Source organism: Flavobacterium sp. WV_118_3 (assembly GCF_039778605.1).
Taxonomy (GTDB): Bacteria; Bacteroidota; Bacteroidia; order Flavobacteriales; family Flavobacteriaceae; genus Flavobacterium.
Map to the genome: position 1 here is coordinate 3,777,131 of NZ_CP156060.1, position 21,725 is coordinate 3,798,855.

Below are 21,725 nucleotides of genomic sequence, written 5' to 3' on the forward strand. Positions count from 1 at the left end.
AGATTTTAATATGACAAGTTTAGCAGAAATCAGTAGCTGGTTTAAAACCAGTACAAAACCATCGCAAATACAATTTTGGTTGGCATGGGACTCGTTTTGGCATAAAGAAGCGGCTATTCCACAGGCGAATATCCAGAATCTGGAAAACGATCTGGCACATAAAGCAAGTCTAAACGGCGGAAATACCTTTACAGGAAAGCAAATTATAGAAGGCAATCTGGCACTAAAAGGCACTGTGACCTCTGACTTTGAATGGTTCTCAGATTTTGGTGATCCGGACAACGCTAACATGTATTTTGAAAAAGAGAATCTTTTTTCGGAATATCCGGAGTTTAACAGATTGTTCTTTTTTACCATAGCTCCCGACAGTTTTGATATCAACATACAAAACGAATTGATTCCCGTACGACTATCAGTCGACGGTGTTTCAAAAAATTATGTTTTCACAAAAAATGAACACTTTAATAAGGTAACCGGTTATGGTCCTATGTGGACGATGCCGGCCCTGACAAATTATACCGATATTTATTTAGACGGAGCCATTATACATAAAAGCACACCCAGTTCGGTTCGATTAAACCTGCCGGCGGATACCGATCAGAAAGGAAAATTTATTTATGATAATGTCGTACAGGTACAACCCAACGGAACCTTAAAAGCGGTGGCGCCGGTCGTTCCAACTATCGATGCCGTACTTAAAGCAAGTGATAATACGATACAAAACACGATCGAATTTAGAACAAACGATAATCGTAATAGAAACGCGATAAATGGTGAAGGGGTGGTAATGGGCTATACGGCGAACAACAGATCGGACAACGACCGCTATGCTTCCTATAAACCGGATGGAATACGTTTTGAATCGCATTTCAATAATCCGGTGGCAAAATATGCAGTATCGGTTGCACCTAATGTAACACAGGGTAATGTAGACCGGGTAGACGTTGTACTACCGAAAAAAAGCGGTCATTTACCCGTTAAATCCGAATTGCCGGGATTAGGACATCGGACGATTGCGACTACAGCATCCCGGTTAACCGATTCGCAATTACGAACATTAATTACACCTTTGGATACTAGTGGGGGCGACAATAGAGCGTTGCATACCACTTTGGTATATAACGGCTCCGTCAATGCAATCTGGAGCATTCCGGTAGAAAATGCCGCCAGTTATCGGTATACCATCATCAATAATACCGGAAACACCATAACCATCAACCGGGCTGGAGCAACCACACTTTGGATCGCAGGCCTGTCGAATACTTCGGTAACAATCCCGGAAAGCGGATGGGCGGAAATTATTGGAAGTGACAAAGAAAACAGATTCTATTTCAGAATTTATTAAAAAGAAGAACGCTACTACATAGAATCGTATCGGGCCGCGAGTTAAAAACACTTTAATATCGGGTCAAAATGCAGCATCAGAAGGTTTGAGATAATAATAAATAGTGTAACAAAAACCCCGACACTTACCATAAAGTCTAAAATAAAATAATCAGACCATCTTCAGATAGAGGACGAATTCGGCATCCATAACAGGAAGCGGACGGTCTCTTGCTATAATAAATGTGGGTAGGGTAGTAATTTAAATACATAACAAAATATGGCAACACCACTTGATCAAATATTGCAATGGTTTTTACAAGGTAAAAAACCAACACAATCACAATTTGATGCAACATTCCGGTCGTTCTGGCACAAGGAGGAAACCATTCCAGCGAATAAAATAGAAGGTTTTAACCTGGAACTGGATCAAATGGTGACGAAAACGCAATTTGCGGAGCATCTCACCGATGCACAGGCGCATGCTGCTTTGTTGGCATCCAGAGAAAATAACGGAAACAAACAAAACAGTCTGGCTCCGGACACTACCGGAACAAAATTTCCTACCGTCGATGCGGTGAATGGTGCTATCGGAGCGATAACAAATGCGCTCGACGCCATTAATGGACAAATAATATAAAAGAATGGGAACAATCGCAGATAAATTAATACATCTGGGGCAAACAAAAAACGAAATACGGGATGCCATTATTTCGAAAGGCGTGACGGTTTCTGAGGAAACGACCTTTCGGGACTATGCCGGGAAGATCCGCGAAATAACCACCGATGGCGGAGAAACGGATCCACCGGATTGGGTGCGTCCTAAAGATTGGTTGCCTATTGAACACCGGGTTGTGGAAGGTGAGCAGAAGTTTGTAGGATTGTATGCCATATTGGAAGATAGCAATTTTATAGCACTTTCAGCCGCTGCCGATTATACCGTGGACTGGGGTGATGGCGTTGTTGAGAATTTTACATCCGGTGCATTGGCGTCCCATATGTATGCGTTCGATTCCTTTAAAGGAACCGATACTTCTGGCGGTTTCCGACAGGCTATCGTTACCGTTACGCCCCAATCTGACCAGGCGCTGACAAGTATTAATTTGCAGCGAAGACACCGACAACCGTCCCTGACGTATTATAGTACCGGATGGATGGATATTCGAATGAGTGGTGAAAACATGACCAGTCTTACCATTGGTGGATCAACGCTTTATCATGGTTATCTGGAAGCATTTTGCTTTATCGGTCGCAATGCGATTACCAGTTTTCGCCGGTGTTTCTCTGCCTGTAATCTGTTACAATCGGTTGCGATAACCGATACGTCAAGTGCAACCGATTTTGGTTACATGTTCGCATCCTGTTCGGCACTGGAAAAAGTGCCTTTGTTCGATACTTCAAAAGGAGCCGATTTCGGATATATGTTTCAATCCTGTATTTCGCTAAAAAAAGTACCGTTATTGGAAACTTCAAATGGAATCAGTTTTAGTAGCATGTTTGCTTCATGCACGGCATTGCAAACCGTTCCATTGCTCAATACGGCACAGGGAAGGAGTTTTAACGGGATGTTCTTAGGATGTACCGCTTTAAAAACGATTCCGCTATTGGATACGGTAAGCGGAACGGAGTTTACCAGTATGTTTTTAGACTGTAAGGCATTAAAAACCATTCCGTTATTGAATACCGAAAATGGAATTGAGTTTATCGGAATGTTCACGTCCTGTACGCTATTGCGAACCGTCCCTTTGTTGGATACAAGAAAGGGAGTCGAGTTTCGGGCAATGTTTCATTCGTGCAGTGTTCTGGAAACGGTTCCTTTATTTAATACCTCGGAAGGCGTTGGTTTTAGCGACATGTTTGCCAATTGTGGTTCCCTGCGCAAAGCAGCTTTTTTCGGGACTAAAAATAAAATCGATTATTCGTCCTGTAAATTCTCACAAACAGCACTGGTTGAGATTTTTAATAATCTGGCATCTGGTGTCGTATCGAAAACCATTACGATCACAAACAATTGGGGATCGCAATTATTGACGGTCGACGAAAGAGCAATTGCCACAAACAAAGGGTGGATCATTGTAGGATAGAAATGATCCAAAGGGTTTTATAGAATGAATTACAAAAAAAATTACAGCTATTGATATGGTAAGTTTAGCAGAAATAAAAAACTGGTTTAAAACAGGCTTAAAGCCAACACAAATACAATTTTGGGCAGTATGGGAATCATTTTGGCATAAAGACGAAATGATACCACAATCCAAAATTCAGAATCTTATAATCGATCTGGACAATAAAGCCGAAAAAGGCAGTGGAACCCGATTTGGTATTGAAGATCGGAATACACCGGACGATATCTATAGCAGAACAATTGATATGAACCAAAAAAACATGGTGTTTGATCATGTTGGCGATTTCAAAATTAATAACTACATCCCATATGGATATATAGAAGAACGGACCGCTCAGGATGAAGGTTTGGTCATTTTAGAAAATGACGAAGAAAATTGGAGGTGTACCGTTTACAGAGCCGATGGTAGTAGCATTGGCTACACACCAGACAGAGGCTATATGTATCTGTTATTGTCAGAAGACGGAGCACCTTATACCGAGAATGGTTTCTATGCTAATTTCGATGCGAACGCCAACAGATGGAGCTATACTTCGCACTTCTTATCCGGAGGGACTTTTAAATACCAGGGTTATGTAGGTGAAAAATATGCCGATATCATTGCCGGAATTCCACCCGTTATGGGCGATGGAATGGGATCGGAAGTTGTGGTTGTAGAAGGCGACAAGTTGCGAAAGACTTCAATTACCGATGTTTTACCGGTAACGACTCTAAACGACGTTACAAAAAATGATAATGTCAGTAAGAAAAGTTTAATCGTATCCCAGTCCGGAACAGCCGGTGAGGACGATAATTATGCCGAATACCATCTCTCCGGTTACAGGATGTATGGTGGCTATAGCAGAGAACCCAAATTCGATGTCTATATCGGATTACAACACGAAATGGGATCGGCATTCAAAGGCAGACATTTCTACGTATGGCCTGCAAGTCCAAGGCGAAATGAACCCGGTTCCAATCCGTATATCATACCGATTACTGTGAACGGAAAGACAGCCGATAAAGAAGGAAATATCACAATCGATGGTGGTGGATCCGTATCGTCGACTTGGGGAGCCATTAATGGCGACATCGGAACACAATCCGATTTAGTTGATCTGGTTAATGGAAGCAAATTCGGAATCGGAGATGCCACTATGGATGACGACCGCTGGGTAGATATGGCAAATAATTCGTTTACCTATAGTAGCGTGGACAGTTTTGGTTTGTTAGGTAGTGAGGTGGAAATAAATGGAACCGATGAGACACTTGTCTTGGAACCGATTGGGAATTATTTCCCGGAAAATATACTGCCAAACCGTACGGTTATTTTCAGTGAATGGAACATTTCGATAGGGGAAGGGAACAAAATTTTCTTTGAGTTGACAATAACAGAAAATGAAGGAGGTGCTTATACCGATTACTATCTGTTTAGAAGGGAAGATCTTGGCGAAGGAGGTATAAAATATTATTCCGACGAGGTGTTATGGGAAGAAGGTTTTACCGTTTCTATCGAGCCTACCGGAAATTACAAATACTGGATTCTTAAAAATGCTAATGTCAAAATGCATGTTCCTTCCGATTCCGGGGAAAGAACCCAAAGGGTCATGTTAATGGACGAAAGTGGTAAAATCAGCCAGTCCTCAAAATCACTGGCTTTAAAGGATTTATCGAGAATGGAAGTAAGAGGACGGAAGGGATACGACTATATACGATATGAGAATTTCGGAGAATATTCCAATATGGAAATCCGGGAAAATGAAACCGGAAATCCCGATTATGACCACTATACCTTTTTGCGCTTAAACATCGATTACAACCTGTTTGAAAAAATTGGAGAGGAAGTGTTGGTACGATTGGAAGTTGATGGGACGTTAGGGGATTATCCGTTTCAATTAATGAACATAGGTGAGGATCGGATTTTTGCTTATGACGGAATAATCGGAGCCAATATAACACCTGTATGGTACCAACAACCATTTACTAGGCCGGTATCGGTAGTAATGGATTTAGATGAAATTAATACTGATTATTTCAAAAATGTTATAACTGATGATGACGGGAACCTTTATAAAATGAATGCAGCCGCTCCCGGGTTAAATGCGGTGTTAACGGCCAATTCGAGTGCTCCGTTTAACAGTATTACGTTAAATAATACCAAAGATCTAACGGTCATAAATCCGCTTCCGTATACGTTCGATCCGGGTGGAATGATGGTGAAAGCGACAACCGACAACCTGGCGGAAACGTTTTATAAAAGAGATGGAATCAGTATTCAAAATGCCGCTTCGGGTAGTGTCAATCTGAATTTTCCGACTTCAAGCAGCAATGCGGCAACATACAACCTAAACCTACCGGAAAGAAACGGAACGTTGGCAACCACCGATCAGATACCGGCGGTGACACCAACGCCAGGATTACAGGAAGTTATGAATGTGAATTCCATCGCGTCAAAAAGAGGTTTGGTACGAATGGAATCCAAAAGTAATGATCAAATAGGACCGGGACTGGCTTATGGAAGTGCAAAACTCGATTTACACGATTCCGGAACCAGCACGAATGCCGAATTGTATGTCCGCGATTATTTCGGATTCGAAACATTCTTGCGAATGGGAGCGAACGATAGCGACGGAAATGGAATCCAGGTAAATGCCTATAACTATGGACTGCGCAATGTAACCGATCATTCCGACAGTGAGTTTGATAACGATTTGAATTACGTAACGGCTGGTGGAGTAAAGAAATACATTGCCAACAGTCTCGATAAACCCGCCCCGACATCTCAGATTGACCCTGGTGAAAAAGGCGAAATACGATTAGGAACATCCTATTTATACCTCTGTACGAGTACGAATAACTGGGTACGAATACCATTTATTTCGGGAGGAAGATGGGATTAGAATAATAACCAAATAAATATAACAAATTATGGGAAAATTGAAAAGCTGGACTTTGTTCACGGTAGTAATCATTTTGGCTGTAATCGATCAGACAACAGACATCATGCCTGTGTTTTTAAAACAAATCAACGCACCGGAATGGGTGGGTTCTGTTTTGAGAATCTTTGTGGCGGTTTGCGGTGCACTTAAATTGCGATTACAGGAACCACCGGCAAAACAAACGAATAACGAATCGGCACCAATGGTGTAGATAGGTAGCTGTTGAAGCCGGATATAGAAAGCCATTCGGTATTTTGACACGAACAATAGGGTTTGAAAAAACAACTGTCGGTCTGTATTCAGACATTGAGGTCGGATAACGAAATCCGGTACTAAAACGAATGGAGGTCAAACCCTTAAAAATAGTACTATTTATTGAATTTAAAGGAGAATTATGGCAAATAAGAATATTTTAAAAAATTGGTTTAAAACAGGGTTGTTTCCAACACAATCTCAGTTTTGGGAATGGATGGAAAGCTATTGGCATAAAGACGATGTTATTCCACAAGCTCAAATTCAGAATCTTAGAACCGATCTTGATAATAAAGCAGACAAAGCAGCTATCGGCGTTCATATGACGGATACGAATGCTCATGCCGATCTATTTGCTAAGGTTGCGACTCCGTATCGGTTTTTACCGGTTTTTCCAACCGCTGATACGTCTGAATTACAGGTTGACGCACTTAAAAATACCACGCTGAATGCCGTGATGTATATGGGGCAAATCGATATGGATGTGATTCAACTGGACCCGATAACCGGGACTTTATCGAATTGGGATTTTAGAGCAAATACACAATATATAATACTTTATACAAAACGATAATATGAAAATCAACGAACTAGGTAAAACAATTAAGACAGGAGACGACGTAATCATTACGGAGTTTCGCGGTGGTGTAAGTGCTACAGCTGTTATGCAGGTTCCTGAGGATTCCGAGACTCATATATTACCGGAAGTAGCACTGAAAAGACGTATTCGTTTTAACCCGGAAACCGGAAAATTCGAAGGTCATAATGGAATTGAATGGACTGCTCTGGGTTTTGATCAACAACTAAAAGATGCTATTGATCAAGTAGCAGCCGGCCTTCCAAATAAAGCCGATCTTGTCGACGGAAAAATACCACTTTCTCAAATTAACGACGCACTGGTTGGGTCGGTTAATTATCAGGGAATTTATAACGCAACAACAAATACTCCGGCCTTACCGGCTGCATCGGCTCATAAAGGAAAATATTGGGTGGTAAATGTAGCAGGAACGCAGCAGGGTGAAAATTATAAAATAGGCGATTGGGTGATTTCCAATGGTACGGTTTGGGGACGTGTGCCGAAAGCAGTCGATGTGGATAGCACACCAACTGCCGGAAGTAATAATGCCGTTTCCAGTGCCGGTGTTGCAGATGCGCTCGCTTTAAAGGCGAATACAGCCGCTGTAAATGCGGGATTGGATTTAAAAGCCAACGTAACGGATTTGACACTAAAAGCCAATATTACGGATTTGAATTCCGGTTTGGCGACCAAAGCCAACGTAACCGATCTTGATGCCAAAGCGAATATTACCGATGTCAACATCAAATTAGCGGAAAAAATTAGTGTTGTTGAATTTGAAGAAGGTTTGGCCGTAAAAGCGAGTCTGAGTGATTTGGCAACAAAGGCAAACCTAAGTGATTTGGCGATAAAGGCGAACATCACAGATGTTGATACAAAGCTGGCTATAAAAGCCAATATCGCTGATGTCAATGCCAGGTTATTGGAAAAAATCAGCGTAGTTGAATTTGAAGAAGGTTTGGCTGTAAAGGCAAGTTTAAGTGATTTAGCAGTCAAAGCCAATATCACGGATTTGAATTTAAAAGCGAGCAAAGACGAGTTAACTTCCGGTTTAGCTGTAAAAGCAAATGTTGTGGATTTAGCAACCAAAGCCAACGTAACCGATCTTGATGCCAAAGCGAATATTACCGATGTCAATATCAAATTAGCGGAAAAAATTAGTGTTGTTGAATTTGAAGAAGGTTTGGCGGAAAAAGCAAGTCTAAGCGATTTAGCGGTCAAAGCCAATATCACGGATTTGAATTTAAAAGCGAGCAAAGACGAGTTGACTTCCGGTTTAGCTGTAAAAGCCAATGTTACGGATTTAGCAACCAAAGCCAACGTAACCGATCTTGATGCCAAAGCGAACACAGTTGATGTCAATATCAAATTAGCGGAAAAAATTAGTGTTGTTGAATTTGAAGAAGGTTTGGCGGAAAAAGCAAGTCTAGGCGATTTAGCGGTCAAAGCCAATATCACGGATTTGAATTTAAAAGCGAGCAAAGACGAGTTGACTTCCGGTTTAGCTGTAAAAGCCAATGTTACGGATTTAGCAACCAAAGCCAACGTAACCGATCTTGATGCCAAAGCGAATATTACCGATGTCAACATCAAATTGGCGGAAAAAATTAGTGTTGTTGAATTTGAAGAAGGTTTGGCGGAAAAAGCGAGTTTAAGTGATTTAGCAGTCAAAGCCAATATCACGGATTTGAATTTAAAAGCGAGCAAAGACGAGTTGACTTCCGGTTTAGCTGTAAAAGCCAATGTTGCGGATTTAGCAACCAAAGCCAACGTAACCGATCTTGAGACCAAAGCCAATATTACCGATGTCAATATCAAATTAGCGGAAAAAATTAGTGTTGTTGAATTTCAAGAAGGTTTGGCGGAAAAGGCAAGTTTAAGTGATTTAGCGGTAAAGGCCAATATCACGGATTTGAATTTAAAAGCAAGCAAAGACGAGTTGACTTCCGGTTTAGCTGTAAAAGCCAATGTTACGGATTTAGCAACCAAAGCCAACGTAACCGATCTTGATGCCAAAGCGAATATTACCGATGTCAATGCAAGATTAGCGGAAAAAATTAGTGTTGTTGAATTTGAAGAAGGTTTGGCGGAAAAAGCAAGTTTAAGCGATTTGGCGGTCAAAGCCAATATCACGGATTTGAATTTAAAAGCGAGCAAAGATGAGTTGACTTCCGGTTTAGCTGTAAAAGCCAATGTTGCGGATTTAGCAACCAAAGCCAACGTAACCGATCTTGATGCCAAAGCGAATATTACCGATGTCAACATCAAATTAGCGGAAAAAATTAGTATTGTTGAATTTGAAGAAGGTTTGGCGGAAAAAGCGAGTTTAAGCGATTTGGCGGTCAAAGCCAATATCACGGATTTGAATTTAAAAGCGAGCAAAGACGAGTTAACTTCCGGTTTAGCTGTAAAAGCCAATGTTACGGATTTAGCAACCAAAGCCAACGTAACCGATCTTGATGCCAAAGCCAATATTACCGATGTCAACATCAAATTAGCGGAAAAAATTAGTACCGTTCAATTTGAAGAAGGCTTGGCTGATAAAGCCAGTCTAAGTGATTTAGCGGTCAAAGCGAACATCACGGATGTTGATACAAAATTGTCTGTAAAAGCAAACACAGCCGATGTCAATGCGAAGTTGGCGGAAAAAATTAGTGCTGTTGAATTTGAAGAAGGCTTGGCTGATAAAGCCAGTCTAAGTGATTTAGCGGTCAAAGCCAACATCACGGATTTGAATTTAAAAGCGAGCAAAGACGAGTTGACTTCCGGTTTAGCTGTAAAAGCCAATGTTGCGGATTTAGCAACCAAAGCCAACGTAACCGATCTTGATGCCAAAGCGAATATTACCGATGTCAACATCAAATTAGCGGAAAAAATTAGTGTTGTTGAATTTCAAGAGGGTTTGGCGGAAAAAGCGAGCCTAAGCGATTTGGCGGTCAAAGCCAACATCACGGATTTAAACTTAAAAGCAAGCAAAGAGGATTTAACTTCTGGTTTAGCTATAAAAGCCAACGTAACGGATTTGGCTACCAAGGCGAATTTGATCGATCTTGATGCCAAAGCGAATATTACCGATGTCAACATCAAATTAGCGGAAAAAATTAGTGTTGTTGAATTTGAAGAAGGTTTGGCGGAAAAAGCAAGTCTAAGCGATTTAGCGGTCAAAGCCAATATCACGGATTTGAATTTAAAAGCGAGTAAAGACGAGTTGACTTCCGGTTTAGCTGTAAAAGCCAATGTTACGGATTTAGCAACCAAAGCCAACGTAACCGATCTTGATGCCAAAGCGAACACAGTTGATGTCAATATCAAATTAGCGGAAAAAATTAGTGTTGTTGAATTTGAAGAAGGTTTGGCGGAAAAAGCGAGTTTAAGTGATTTAGCAGTCAAAGCCAATATCACGGATTTGAATTTAAAAGCAAGCAAAGACGAGTTGACTTCCGGTTTAGCTGTAAAAGCCAATGTTACGGATTTAGCAACCAAAGCCAACGTAACCGATCTTGATGCCAAAGCGAATATTACCGATGTCAATATCAAATTAGCGGAAAAAATTAGTGTTGTTGAATTTGAAGAAGGTTTGGCGGAAAAAGCGAGTTTAAGCGATTTAGCGGTCAAAGCCAATATCACGGATTTGAATTTAAAAGCGAGCAAAGACGAGTTGACTTCCGGTTTAGCTGTAAAAGCCAATGTTACGGATTTAGCAACCAAAGCCAACGTAACCGATCTTGATGCCAAAGCGAATATTACCGATGTCAATATCAAATTAGCGGAAAAAATTAGTGTTGTTGAATTTGAAGAAGGTTTGGCGGAAAAAGCGAGTTTAAGCGATTTAGCGGTCAAAGCCAATATCACGGATTTGAATTTAAAAGCGAGCAAAGACGAGTTGACTTCCGGTTTAGCTGTAAAAGCCAATGTTACGGATTTAGCAACCAAAGCCAACGTAACCGATCTTGATGCCAAAGCGAATATTACCGATGTCAATATCAAATTAGCGGAAAAAATTAGTGTTGTTGAATTTGAAGAAGGTTTGGCGGAAAAAGCGAGCCTAAGCGATTTGGCGGTCAAAGCCAATATCACCGATTTAAACTCCGGTTTAGCAACAAAAGCAAACACAACGGATCTAAACGCGGGCCTAGCTTTAAAAGCAGATACAACCTATGTTAATACAGGATTAGCAGGGAAAATTAGTGTTGTTGAATTTGAAGAAGGTTTGGCCGAAAAAGCGAGTTTAAGCGATTTAGCGGTAAAAGCCAATATCACAGATGTTAATACAAAATTGGCAGATAAAGCCAATGTCACGGATCTGGCATCCAAAGCAGATAGGAGTGATATGCTTTCCCGATTTAATAATATCGCGACTGAGCTGGATGAAAAAGCAGATCTTCTTAATGTCGATGCTAAGTTAGCAACTAAAGCCAGTACTACACAATTACAGGATGGTTTAGCTGCAAAAGCGAATATCACCGATTTGAATGCAGGCTTAGCCTTAAAAGCGGATACAACCTATGTTAATACAGGATTAGCAGATAAAGTTAGTGCTACGCAATTACAGGACGGATTAGCCGCAAAAGCCAACGCAACGGATCTGGCTGCAAAAGCCAATATCACGGATCTGAATGCCGGATTAGCGTTAAAAGAAAACATTACCGATGTCAATACAAAATTGTCCGGAAAAGCAAACCTGTCCGATCTGGCTGCCAAGGCAAATGTTACAGATGTCAATATAAAATTTGATGAAACGGCGACGGTTATCCAGGAGGGCTTGGCGTTAAAAGCTAGTAAGATCGATTTAAGTACCGGATTGGCTTCAAAAGCCAGTGCGAGTGACATGGATATAAAATTTACTGAGGTTACCCATTTGATGGATGCAAAAGCTAATGCAGATGAGGTGTATGGTAAAATAAATGACCTGAATGCCGGATTGGCTGTAAAAGCAAATACCGCCGATGTGAATCTGAAACTATCCGATCTGAGTGGTAAGTTGTCCGAAAAAGCCAATGCCAACGAGGTGTATGCGCAATTAGGCCAAAAAGCAAATACAAACGAAGTAGATGCCAAATTTGGTGTCATGTACGAAGGTCTGGTTAATAAAGCAGATACAATCGGTACTTTAAATGTGAAAGGAGAGTTGCGACCTGGTGATGATTTGAATGAATTCCGACAAACAGGTGTTTTTTCGCAAAATTCAGATGAGTATGCCAGAGAAGGTAAGAATTATCCGGAGTTTATGGCTGGAATGCTAACCGTAACCCGAAATTTTAATGATGAAGTGATGTCCTACCAGACATATCATACGTATGGAATGTCTAATAAAGTCTATAATCGGGCATTTTATAATGGCGAATGGTCGCCCTGGAGTTTATTAGGCGCCGGTAATGGAAGTGGCGGTGGAGACTACCTGCTTAAATCGGGTAATGAAACCAAATTCGGAAATCTGGGAATCGAAGGTGTGCTTGCGGCTAAAGATAAATCGGAGAATAAGTCATTGCGAATTGAAACATCTAAAGTCGATATTCCGAATATTCAGGGTGCCGATTATAATTTGAAAAATAACCGGGATATCAGTCTGCAACGTCAGGGCGGTAATGTCGGAATCGGTACATCGTCACCTAAAGCGCGATTAGACGTTGAAGGAGCGGGTATTTTTTCGGGTCCAGTAACGGCTGCTCCGGGAACCGAACCGAACCATGTGTTGACTTTAGGGCAAATGAATAGGGCTGGGGACGATCCAAACGAAAAAGGATTTTTAAAAGTACTTACGTTTCATTTTAACCCGGAAGGGAAGTATCAGGATTATGACCTGATAAATGCACAAATCAAATATATAATGTACTTCAGAAGCTCGGATGGAAAGTATTTCACACCGCATATCCTGGAACCCCATAACTACGAATTCTATAATAAAGAAGGCTTTGTCGCTTTCCAGATGGAAGAACAGAGCTATGCCGTAGTTAATTATATAAAATAATACGATTGAATTTTAATCAGAACCTCACAAATAGTTGCAAAACGTTGTGAGGTTTTTTACTCTAAATAACATCGTTAAAACGGTCGTTGCAATAGTCCTGTAAAACATTCCGGATCGGGTTTCTTTGAGCCGGATACGACTGTTTGTATACGGTTGATTTTTAGTGCTTTATTTTTTGAAAATAATGGGTTTTGCGACTTACTGCAACTACTGAATCGAACGCCCGAAAAACTACTTTTTGCAAAAAAAAATCGTGAATTTTGAACTTCAAACAGATACAAAAACAAACAACAAAAATACAATGGAGTCGAAAAAAATACAGCAATTATTTACATATCTGGAGGAAGTAATTGTCTGGAGAATTAACAATCCTTCCCAGGATTTCAATACAGAATCACCTGGATTTAGTACTAGTGACCATGAAGGCTTTCCACTAGGCGACTATATCTCGGAGAAAGAGCTTGCCCGTCATGAAGTTGTCATTCTCTTAATGGCACTGATGCCAAGATTGGACCCGGCGTTATTAAGACGCATTTATTTAGAGGTACCCAATAGCGTATTATTTGATTTATGTTCAACCAATGATAGTGGCAGGCTTTTTTTACCAACTGTTGAAGCCTTACAGTTTATTTTAGGCGGTAGCTGTATCGCAGGAAGATTACAGGCATTGCATTATTTTGATGACTCCAATATATTGCTAAAAGAAAATATTCTGAAAGTATCAAATCAGAATGAAAACGCAGTACACAATAAAATTGATGTCACGCAGGAAGCGTTTAACCGCATCCTGTTTGGAATCGAATTACTGCCGAAAATGAGTAACGATTTTCCGGCAGAACAGTTAAACACCCGTAGATCGTGGAGCGACCTTATACTTCCCCAATCCACGTTAAACGAACTTCAAAGTATTGAAGCCTGGTATAATAGTAGTCATATTCTCATGGAAGAATGGGATATGCAAAAAACGCTGAAACCAGGCTTCCGGGTGTTGTTTTATGGCGACCCGGGAACAGGAAAAACACTGGCCGCGAGTCTTTTGGGGAAATATACAAACCGCCCTGTTTTTAGAGTGGATGTTTCCATGTTGGTTTCCAAATACATTGGTGAAACGGAAAAGCAACTGGCAAAACTCTTCGACAGAGCCGAAAATAAAAACTGGATTTTGTTTTTTGATGAAGCCGATTCCATTTTTGGGAAACGTACCAACGTTCGCGATGCACAGGATAAATATGCCAATCAGGAAGTGTCTTATCTGTTACAGCGTATCGAAACCTTTTCCGGATTGATCATTCTTGCATCCAACTATAAAAATAATATGGACAAAGCCTTTACGCGACGTTTTCACAGTTGTATCCGATTTAATAATCCAAGACAGGAAGAGCGTTTGCGCATCTGGAAACAGAATTTGCCCAAACAATTAAACATGGAAGACATCGACCTGGAAGCCATAGCCGGACGTTATGAATTAACGGGGTCAAATATCATGAATGTCATCCAGGATATCAGTTTAAAAACGATTGCTTCAAAATCGCCTGATTACAGAGTGAGCAAGAACATACTATTGGAAAGTATTCAAAAGGAATATTTAAAAGAAGACAAAATATTCAGCTAAACTTCCCAAAAAACGTAAAAAGTGGTCCGGAAATAAATCAGAACCAACCGATTTTTTCCGGAATAAAATGTTATATGGAGTGTAATCCTTGCGATTACACTTTGTATGGCATTGACGATATCATAAAATAAAGGAAACAATATAATTAGTAAACAATGAACGCAGAGAAAGAGAGTAATCCGCAGAAAGCAGCGCAAAAGAAAGATGAGAAACAGGCAGCGAATTCGCCTTTTTCTCTGCGCGAAACGGAGAATGCCAATTTTCAAACGCAGGAATCGGTGGCTCAAAATGAACAAACCGGCACCGAAAAAAGTAGCCCACAGTCCGAAAACAAAAGTATTCCGGCTGTTCACGGCTCCAATCCTGCGTATTCCGATGGTTCCGAACAAAAATACCAGCAGCTTCAGGCAAGTATGGGAACAACAGGTGAATTAAACCATCCCGATACCAGGCAGAAAGAAATGGAATATCGAAGTACGCTGGGAATTAATGAATTAAGAGAATATCACGATGCAAAAACCACCGACGTAAAATCGGAAGGAACAAAACCAGAGGAAACTAAACCAGAGGAAACTAAACCAACCGATGCTGTAGCAGCGGAAGCAAAGCCGACAGCAGAAGCAAAGCCGGCTGAGACAAAATTACCGGGTGCCAAACCGGCTGATCCCAAGTTGGCTGAAACGGCGCAAAAAGCAACCGATGAAAAGCTGGTTGACGTTTCGAATGCAAAAAGCTCAGGTGATGCTGGTGCTTCATCGGAATCAGCTCCTGCTATAAAAGCAGCTGATAAATCGGATAAGAAAGATGGCGAAAATGAGGCAGCCGAAGATAAAGTAGCAACAGAAGAAGTCGCGGATACAACACCGAAAACAGCTACTGCCAATCCTGTTTTTATGGAGATGCAAGGGCAGGTTGTCGAAACAGCAAAAGCACAGCGAAAACACGGACCAGCAAGTAAGGCATCGCAAGCTGCGCAAGCTGCCGCACCTTCACCGTCGAATGAACGCCAAAGTATGGCACAAGCCGGTCAGGTAAATAAAATGAGCGCACAGGAGCCGGGGCTATTTAGTGCTGCCGCTTTTAAAGCCGAACTGAAAAAGAAAATTGATGAGGTACAGCTTCCTAAAAACGAAGAAGATGCCGATAAATTCGAAAAAAATAACAACATCAAGCAGGTCAATGACCGGGCAATGGGCTCTGTCAAAAAAGAGAAAAACGCTGCTTCGGGAAGTATCCAGAATACCACAGCTGAAAAACCGGATACGGCAAAACAGCCTGTTCGAAATGTTGCCAAAATGCCAATTCCGGAACACGGTAAAGCACCAGGTAGTGTTAATGCGGCCAAGGCAATGCCAACAAAAAGAGAGGCTACCAATATTGAAAAACCAATTCAATCGGAAACGGATAGCATCGACAGCCAAATGAAAGAACATGGCGTTACCGATCAAATGCTTGCCAATTCTAACGAACCGTCATTCAAAGGGGCTTTAGACGAGAAAAACAAAGCAAAAGAGCAAAGTAAGGCCGCGACCAACCAATTTAGAATAGACGAAAATCAGAAACTAAACAAAACCCAGAACGAAGCACAGGCACAAGCCGCGAAGCAAATTGCCGGAATGCATGGTTCCCGTAAAGGCGGATTGGATAAAGTGCTGGGTAACCAGAAAGAAACAGCCTCTAAAGACACCGCTGAACGTAAAAAAATTGCCGATAACATCAACAAAATCTATAACGATGCCAAAGGGGATGTTAAAGGTATTTTAGACGGTCTTGATGATACGGTTGCTAAAAAATTCGCAGCAGGAAGTTTAGCCGCAAAAATTGCTTTTGAAAAGCACGTAGACAAGGAGATGAAAGCCTATAAAAAGAGACGTTATGGCGATTCGTGGCTGGATTGGAGAAACTTAAAGCGTGTCAAAGATGCTATGGTAGGGCTTCCGAAGGAAGTAGAACAATACTTTGTGACCGGAAAAGAAAAGTATGTTTCAACAATGGATACCTATATTGACGAAATTGCCAATATAGTAGCCAATCAGTTAAATGCGGCAAAAAGAAGAATCGCGACCGGTAAGAAAGAGGTACAGAATTATGTCAACACTTTATCACCAAGCTTAAAGAAACTCGGAGCCGCAGCAATTAGCGAAATTCAGGGTAAATTCAATGCGCTTGAAAAAGATGTCGACAATAAAAAAGATGCCCTTATTGATGTATTGGCGAAGAAATATGTTGAAAACATTGAAGCAATCGATGCCCGAATTGAAAACTTAAAAGCCATGAATAAAGGCTTGGTGGGTATGGCGTTAAGTGCTTTAAGTGGTGTTTTTGCTTTTATTATTGAGGTGAAAAATACGCTGACGAACCTATTGGCAAAAGTGGTTGAGGTAGTAGGAGCCATCATCATGGACCCAATCGGATTCTTTGGAAACCTTATTGCGGGTGTCGGACAAGGATTCTCCAACTTTACAACAAACATCTGGACGCACCTTCAAACCGGATTCTTTGCCTGGTTAACCGGAGCTGCCAAAGGCGTTACGATTACGATGCCGGACGATATCTTCTCGTTAAAAGGTATTTTCTCAATTACGATGCAAGTGTTGAATCTGACCTGGAGCGGAATTCGTTCCATTGGAGCAACAGTAGTGGGGGAACCGTTGATGAAAGTATTGGAAACCGGAGTTGAGATTGTACAGGTGGTACGTAAAGACGGTATCGCAGGACTTTGGGAATACCTGAAAGACCAGTTCCAGGATATTAAAGCAACGGTAATGGATGCCATTATGGACATCATCCAGAGTCAGGTTATCCAGGCGGGTATCAAGTGGATTTTAGGATTGTTGTCGCCGGTTGGTGCCTTTGTAAAAGCGATTATGGCGATTATCGATGTGGTGAAATTCTTCGTACAGCGTGCCGCACAGATTGCCGAATTGATCAGTGCTTTTATGGATAGTATTTCGGCTATTGCCAGCGGTAAAGTGGGCGCTGTAGCCAAATCGATCGAAAATGCATTGGCCAAAGCCATCCCGGTATTAATCGGATTGCTGGCCTCAATATTAGGTATCAGCGGACTAGCCGACAAAGTGTTGGGTGTGATTCATAAAATCCGCCAGCGTATTGTAAACGGAATTACCAAGTTCTGGAATTTTGTGAAGGAAAAAGGAAAAGCGTTGCTTGGAAAAGTGGGGATTGGTAAAAAAGAGGAAAAGACCAAAGAAGAGAAGATAAAGGATAAAAAAGAGCAGCTTAAATCCAATTCCGATACTATTGAATCATGGAATGATGTAGTACCATTTAAAAATGTCGAAAACGTGGAGCACACATTACACTTTAAAGGAGAGGGAGAAAATGCAAAGCTTTATATGCAGAGTAAAGACGATCATGTTTTAAAACATTTGGAGAATGCTGAAAAAGTAGCTAAAACACCTGTAGAAAAGAAAGCAGTGACAGATGGTGTTAACTATTATAATGCTAGTGTTTTGCCAGCGAATAATACATTATGGAAAATGGAGCAAGACCGTAGAAAATTATCCGATAAAAATACTGATGGTAAAAATGATGCTAAAATAAAGGAGAAAGATGAAGCGATCAAAAAGCAAAATATAACACAAGATACTATTTTACATAAGTTAGCTCAATTGTTTAAAATGATTAAGTTTGATGATGGTATAGAGCCAACTACCGTAAAAACTAATGTAATTTCAAAACAAGATTCTAAGGGTAGACCTTCAATGGTTGAGGCTGCTCCATTAACTTGGATAGCCGGTAATACTAAAGGAAGTGGCCCGTATCAGGATCCGCTTGGGTGGAGTTATACCGAAGGAACGATACGTGAAAATATTTATATCAGAGGTCATTTACTTAATGATAATATACACGGTCCGGGAGTGAAATGGAATTTAGTGCCAATTACAAGGGTAATGAATTCAGGAATGGAAAAAGATGCTGAGAGAGAAGGTAAGCAAGTACTTGAAAAGAAAAATAGTATTATGTGGTATAAAACTACAGTTAATAGTTATTATAGTGCTGATAAAGATGAAAGAGAACAATACTTCCCGCAAAAAATAACAGTAGCTTGGGGAGAATATAAAAACAGTGAAGGACAATATGATGCCAAAGGAGCTCGTACTCAAGAAGGTGAAGTTGAATTTACACAAGGTAGACCTGCCATACCATATAATATTAATGATCTGGGAGAGACATTATTAGTTGATAAGTTAAAATTAAATGCTAACTTCGCTAAAGCAGTCGCTAAAGAACGTAGTGATTATGGTCCGTTTGGGAGTATGGCTGAATTTAAAGCCAGGATGAAAGAATATTATTCATTAAATCGAAGTTCCAAAGATGCGGAAAGAGTAGAAGGTATTGCATCTGTTGATATAATGATAAAAATGACACCTGAGTTTATAACTTTTGAATTTAAATAAAACAGTATGTTGGAAAAATTTGAGAATTTTATTAACGATTTAAAAAACAATGCTTTTGTTTCTGTTAAGGGAGATAATGTAGAGAAAAATAGAAGATTGCTTAAATTTCGTGACTATGAAGAAAACTTTGGAGAAGTTTATGACGAATTGAAAGTAAGGATTCCAAATGAGGACTGGAAATATGAAGATTTGGGAGCCTTAACTCTTGATTGGGATGCTGTCACCGATCAATCTGATGAGAATTATCTATGGGGAGGATTTCAGTTGCATACTTTTTCATCAGCATTATCATCACGTTCTAATTTTTGGAAACGTTATAATGATGGTCAGCGTTTTTGGAAAAATAATCCGCAACCAGAAGCGGAAGCTATATGGGAAACTTTTTTACCTAAATTGAATTATATTAATGGATCGGGTCACGGTAGTGATGGTACTTTCGGTTGTTTACTTCGTGAAGAAGGCGTTTATCCTTGTCCACTTTATTTTTATGATTCGGGAATCTGGTTTGAAATGAAAATGAGTTTAGAAGAGTATTACAATACTATGATTGATTGTAAAGCGGTGTATTATTGGCAGTATTTTTATATAGACACCGAAGAGATTGTAAAAAAGCTTGGAAATTTTAAACCTGTTTTTATAGAATATGATGAGAAATATTTAGAAGGCCCACATCCATTTGCAGATAAATTTAGAGAAGGTACTTTTACCTATTCAGCCGAAGGTGTTTTACATCAAATGAAAAATATCATCAAGCGTTTTCCAAAATTGTTTCCTGATGTAGATTTATCCTACTTTAAAGAAAGATGTAATGCTTTGGAAAAAGCACTAAATGCATAAAATTGTTTTATTTTGATAAAAAAGCGAAGCTCAAGCTTCGCTTTTTTATGTTTTAACCCAAAAACAAGCCGGTACGTAGTGTTATCAAATCGATATATTTTGCTTTTTTCTCCTCGTTTAAAAAAGAAATTTCAATTAGTTGTATCGCTTTTGGGAGCCATTTTTCCAATCGTTTGTAAACAGAACGAATCTGCTTTTCATTTAGCCCTAAAATAGCACCAAACCGGTCAAAATACATTTTGTTAAAATTACTTTTTTTACCGCCTAAAAATAACGCGGTGTCTTCTTCGTCTTTTGGTAAAATCATTTTTACATTGAGTAAATCATAAGCTGGCGACAATACCCATCCAATGTCCGACAAAAACATAGAAAAGTTTTTTAAATGCATGTCGTTATTCCCAATGATAAAGTTGAATAAAGCCAATTCAAAAAAACGCACTTTGTCAAGTAAAGTATTTACTGAGAGATCACCGATAGTCTTTCCAACCCGTTCCATTGTTCCTTTGTATTTGTCTTCCAATTCTAAAATCTGTAGAAAATCAATCATATGAATTTTAGTGTTGGGTGCTGGTCGGTCGATACGTTTTGTGATATAGCATAATTCACCGGAAACCAGATGAATCATATTGGAGGGAACGCAGTCAATTTTAAACAATTCAGCTAGTTTCATCGATACATGTTCGTTTTCAGGCATCTGTTTGTAATCCGGATTTTGAGGTTTTAGAATATAGTTTCCTTCCAGTGCGTCCAGGATGGTTAAACGTCCGCTATGTCCTTTTCCTAATTCCGATTGAATATAGCCTAACGATAATTTAGGTTGAACTCCGGGAATGGTTACCGATTGTTCAATGGCTTCTTTGGCCAGTTTTGCCATGTCTTCCAGTCGGTAAGGAAGTATTGGTGCTTCGTTTGATCCAAAAAAGGCTTTGTTACATTTGGCATGATAATCACCTTCCAGAGAGTCTAATTCCTGATAACAATAAAGACATCTACGCATTTTTATCTGGATTTATTGGGTGAACACTTACGGCTCCAATAGCATTCTGACAGCAGGCTAACAGGAGTCCCATACGATCATTTTTATTGATTTTCCAACTTTCCGAAGCAATGTTTAACAGCCACCCTTCGGGAATTAAACCGTCAAAAAAAGGAAACAGCGTCTTACTCCGGTACGGATTTTTACGCACCGGCATCGTAAAACAGACAAAAGCATCAGGAAATGTTTTGATATAAGTGTCGTCATACTTAAATTCATATTCCCCATTGTCAAGCTCCTGTAATAAACCGGCTACGATGTTGTTGTATTTTACAATTCCCTCTCTCATACTATTTCTTCTGAATTGGGCCTACTACATGCCCGAACATTTTTAAAACCTGATTGACCTTCGATAGACTTAAATTATCCTTGCCTTGTTCTATTTTTCGAACCACCGTTAGAGCGACACCGGCTCGCAATGAAAACTCCTCCTGCGTAAGTCCGGCCTGTTTACGTCTCTTTTTTACAAAATCAGCTATTGAATCCATTTTATATGCTTTTGAATATAAAGATACTGAAAATATTTTAATTATATGTTTTTAGATATAAAAAAGCTTTTTCGGATTTAATTATATGTTTTTGCGTATAAAATATCTTTTTAAATTGACATCTGGCACGTCAGAAAATTATTACCGGGTAAAATATTCACCTTGCCT

At 40.1% G+C, this 21,725-nt stretch carries 13 protein-coding genes; 10 read left to right on the forward strand and 3 right to left on the reverse strand.

What is annotated here, in order from left to right:
• The first annotated feature begins 10 nt into the window (after positions 1-10).
• From ABFU83_RS17465 to ABFU83_RS17510, 10 genes are all read left to right on the forward strand, one after another.
• The gene (locus ABFU83_RS17465; protein ID WP_347067816.1) at positions 11-1,345 is read left to right on the forward strand and encodes a hypothetical protein; all 1,335 of its coding nucleotides are present in this window, start codon (positions 11-13) and stop codon (positions 1,343-1,345) included.
• Between the two features lie 258 nt (positions 1,346-1,603).
• The gene (locus ABFU83_RS17470; RefSeq protein ID WP_347067817.1) at positions 1,604-1,963 is read left to right on the forward strand and encodes a hypothetical protein; all 360 of its coding nucleotides are present in this window, start codon (positions 1,604-1,606) and stop codon (positions 1,961-1,963) included.
• Between the two features lie 4 nt (positions 1,964-1,967).
• On the forward strand, positions 1,968-3,407 hold the full coding sequence (locus ABFU83_RS17475; protein ID WP_347067819.1) for a BspA family leucine-rich repeat surface protein: 1,440 nt from the start codon (positions 1,968-1,970) through the stop codon (positions 3,405-3,407).
• 55 nt (positions 3,408-3,462) lie between these two features.
• A complete protein-coding gene (locus ABFU83_RS17480) occupies positions 3,463-6,327 on the forward strand; it encodes a hypothetical protein (RefSeq protein WP_347067821.1) in 2,865 nt (954 codons plus the stop codon).
• A 28-nt stretch (positions 6,328-6,355) separates the two neighbouring features.
• The gene (locus ABFU83_RS17485) at positions 6,356-6,577 is read left to right on the forward strand and encodes a hypothetical protein (protein ID WP_136404478.1); all 222 of its coding nucleotides are present in this window, start codon (positions 6,356-6,358) and stop codon (positions 6,575-6,577) included.
• 183 nt (positions 6,578-6,760) lie between these two features.
• Positions 6,761-7,192 carry a hypothetical protein gene (locus ABFU83_RS17490; RefSeq protein WP_347067823.1) on the forward strand — a complete coding sequence of 144 codons (432 nt, stop codon included), beginning with the start codon at positions 6,761-6,763 and terminating at the stop codon, positions 7,190-7,192.
• Position 7,193: 1 nt separating this feature from the next.
• Entirely contained in the window at positions 7,194-13,163 is a 5,970-nt protein-coding gene (locus ABFU83_RS17495) for a pyocin knob domain-containing protein (protein WP_347067824.1), read from the forward strand.
• Positions 13,164-13,464: 301 nt separating this feature from the next.
• Positions 13,465-14,775 carry an ATP-binding protein gene (locus ABFU83_RS17500; protein WP_347067826.1) on the forward strand — a complete coding sequence of 437 codons (1,311 nt, stop codon included), beginning with the start codon at positions 13,465-13,467 and terminating at the stop codon, positions 14,773-14,775.
• 155 nt (positions 14,776-14,930) lie between these two features.
• Complete coding sequence (locus tag ABFU83_RS17505) at positions 14,931-19,196, forward strand: hypothetical protein (protein WP_347067828.1); 4,266 nt, start codon at positions 14,931-14,933, stop codon at positions 19,194-19,196.
• Positions 19,197-19,202: 6 nt separating this feature from the next.
• Complete coding sequence (locus tag ABFU83_RS17510) at positions 19,203-20,033, forward strand: hypothetical protein (protein ID WP_347067830.1); 831 nt, start codon at positions 19,203-19,205, stop codon at positions 20,031-20,033.
• A 52-nt stretch (positions 20,034-20,085) separates the two neighbouring features.
• Here ABFU83_RS17510 and ABFU83_RS17515 read toward each other — a convergent pair whose 3' ends face one another.
• From ABFU83_RS17515 to ABFU83_RS17525, 3 genes are read right to left on the reverse strand one after another with little or no spacing between them, the layout of a single operon-like run.
• Positions 20,086-21,030: a HipA domain-containing protein gene (locus ABFU83_RS17515; RefSeq protein WP_347067832.1), complete on the reverse strand. Its 945-nt coding sequence runs from the start codon at positions 21,028-21,030 to the stop codon at positions 20,086-20,088.
• Positions 21,023-21,358 (reverse strand): HipA N-terminal domain-containing protein, encoded by a 336-nt coding sequence (locus ABFU83_RS17520; protein ID WP_136403711.1) that lies wholly within the window; start codon positions 21,356-21,358, stop codon positions 21,023-21,025. The genes ABFU83_RS17515 and ABFU83_RS17520 overlap by 8 nt, the downstream gene beginning before the upstream one ends.
• Before the next feature lies 1 nt (position 21,359).
• Complete coding sequence (locus ABFU83_RS17525; protein WP_347067834.1) at positions 21,360-21,557, reverse strand: helix-turn-helix domain-containing protein; 198 nt, start codon at positions 21,555-21,557, stop codon at positions 21,360-21,362.
• Positions 21,558-21,725 lie beyond the last annotated feature (168 nt).

Bases quoted from the DNA above. Each gene is read 5' to 3' on its own strand.
- ABFU83_RS17465 (WP_347067816.1), top strand. From the start codon at position 11: ATGACAAGTTTAGCAGAAATCAGTAGCTGGTTTAAAACCAGTACAAAA.
- ABFU83_RS17470 (WP_347067817.1), top strand. From the start codon at position 1,604: ATGGCAACACCACTTGATCAAATATTGCAATGGTTTTTACAAGGTAAA.
- ABFU83_RS17475 (WP_347067819.1), top strand. From the start codon at position 1,968: ATGGGAACAATCGCAGATAAATTAATACATCTGGGGCAAACAAAAAAC.
- ABFU83_RS17480 (WP_347067821.1), top strand. From the start codon at position 3,463: ATGGTAAGTTTAGCAGAAATAAAAAACTGGTTTAAAACAGGCTTAAAG.
- ABFU83_RS17485 (WP_136404478.1), top strand. From the start codon at position 6,356: ATGGGAAAATTGAAAAGCTGGACTTTGTTCACGGTAGTAATCATTTTG.
- ABFU83_RS17490 (WP_347067823.1), top strand. From the start codon at position 6,761: ATGGCAAATAAGAATATTTTAAAAAATTGGTTTAAAACAGGGTTGTTT.
- ABFU83_RS17495 (WP_347067824.1), top strand. From the start codon at position 7,194: ATGAAAATCAACGAACTAGGTAAAACAATTAAGACAGGAGACGACGTA.
- ABFU83_RS17500 (WP_347067826.1), top strand. From the start codon at position 13,465: ATGGAGTCGAAAAAAATACAGCAATTATTTACATATCTGGAGGAAGTA.
- ABFU83_RS17505 (WP_347067828.1), top strand. From the start codon at position 14,931: ATGAACGCAGAGAAAGAGAGTAATCCGCAGAAAGCAGCGCAAAAGAAA.
- ABFU83_RS17510 (WP_347067830.1), top strand. From the start codon at position 19,203: ATGTTGGAAAAATTTGAGAATTTTATTAACGATTTAAAAAACAATGCT.
- ABFU83_RS17515 (WP_347067832.1), bottom strand. From the start codon at position 21,030: ATGCGTAGATGTCTTTATTGTTATCAGGAATTAGACTCTCTGGAAGGT.
- ABFU83_RS17520 (WP_136403711.1), bottom strand. From the start codon at position 21,358: ATGAGAGAGGGAATTGTAAAATACAACAACATCGTAGCCGGTTTATTA.
- ABFU83_RS17525 (WP_347067834.1), bottom strand. From the start codon at position 21,557: ATGGATTCAATAGCTGATTTTGTAAAAAAGAGACGTAAACAGGCCGGA.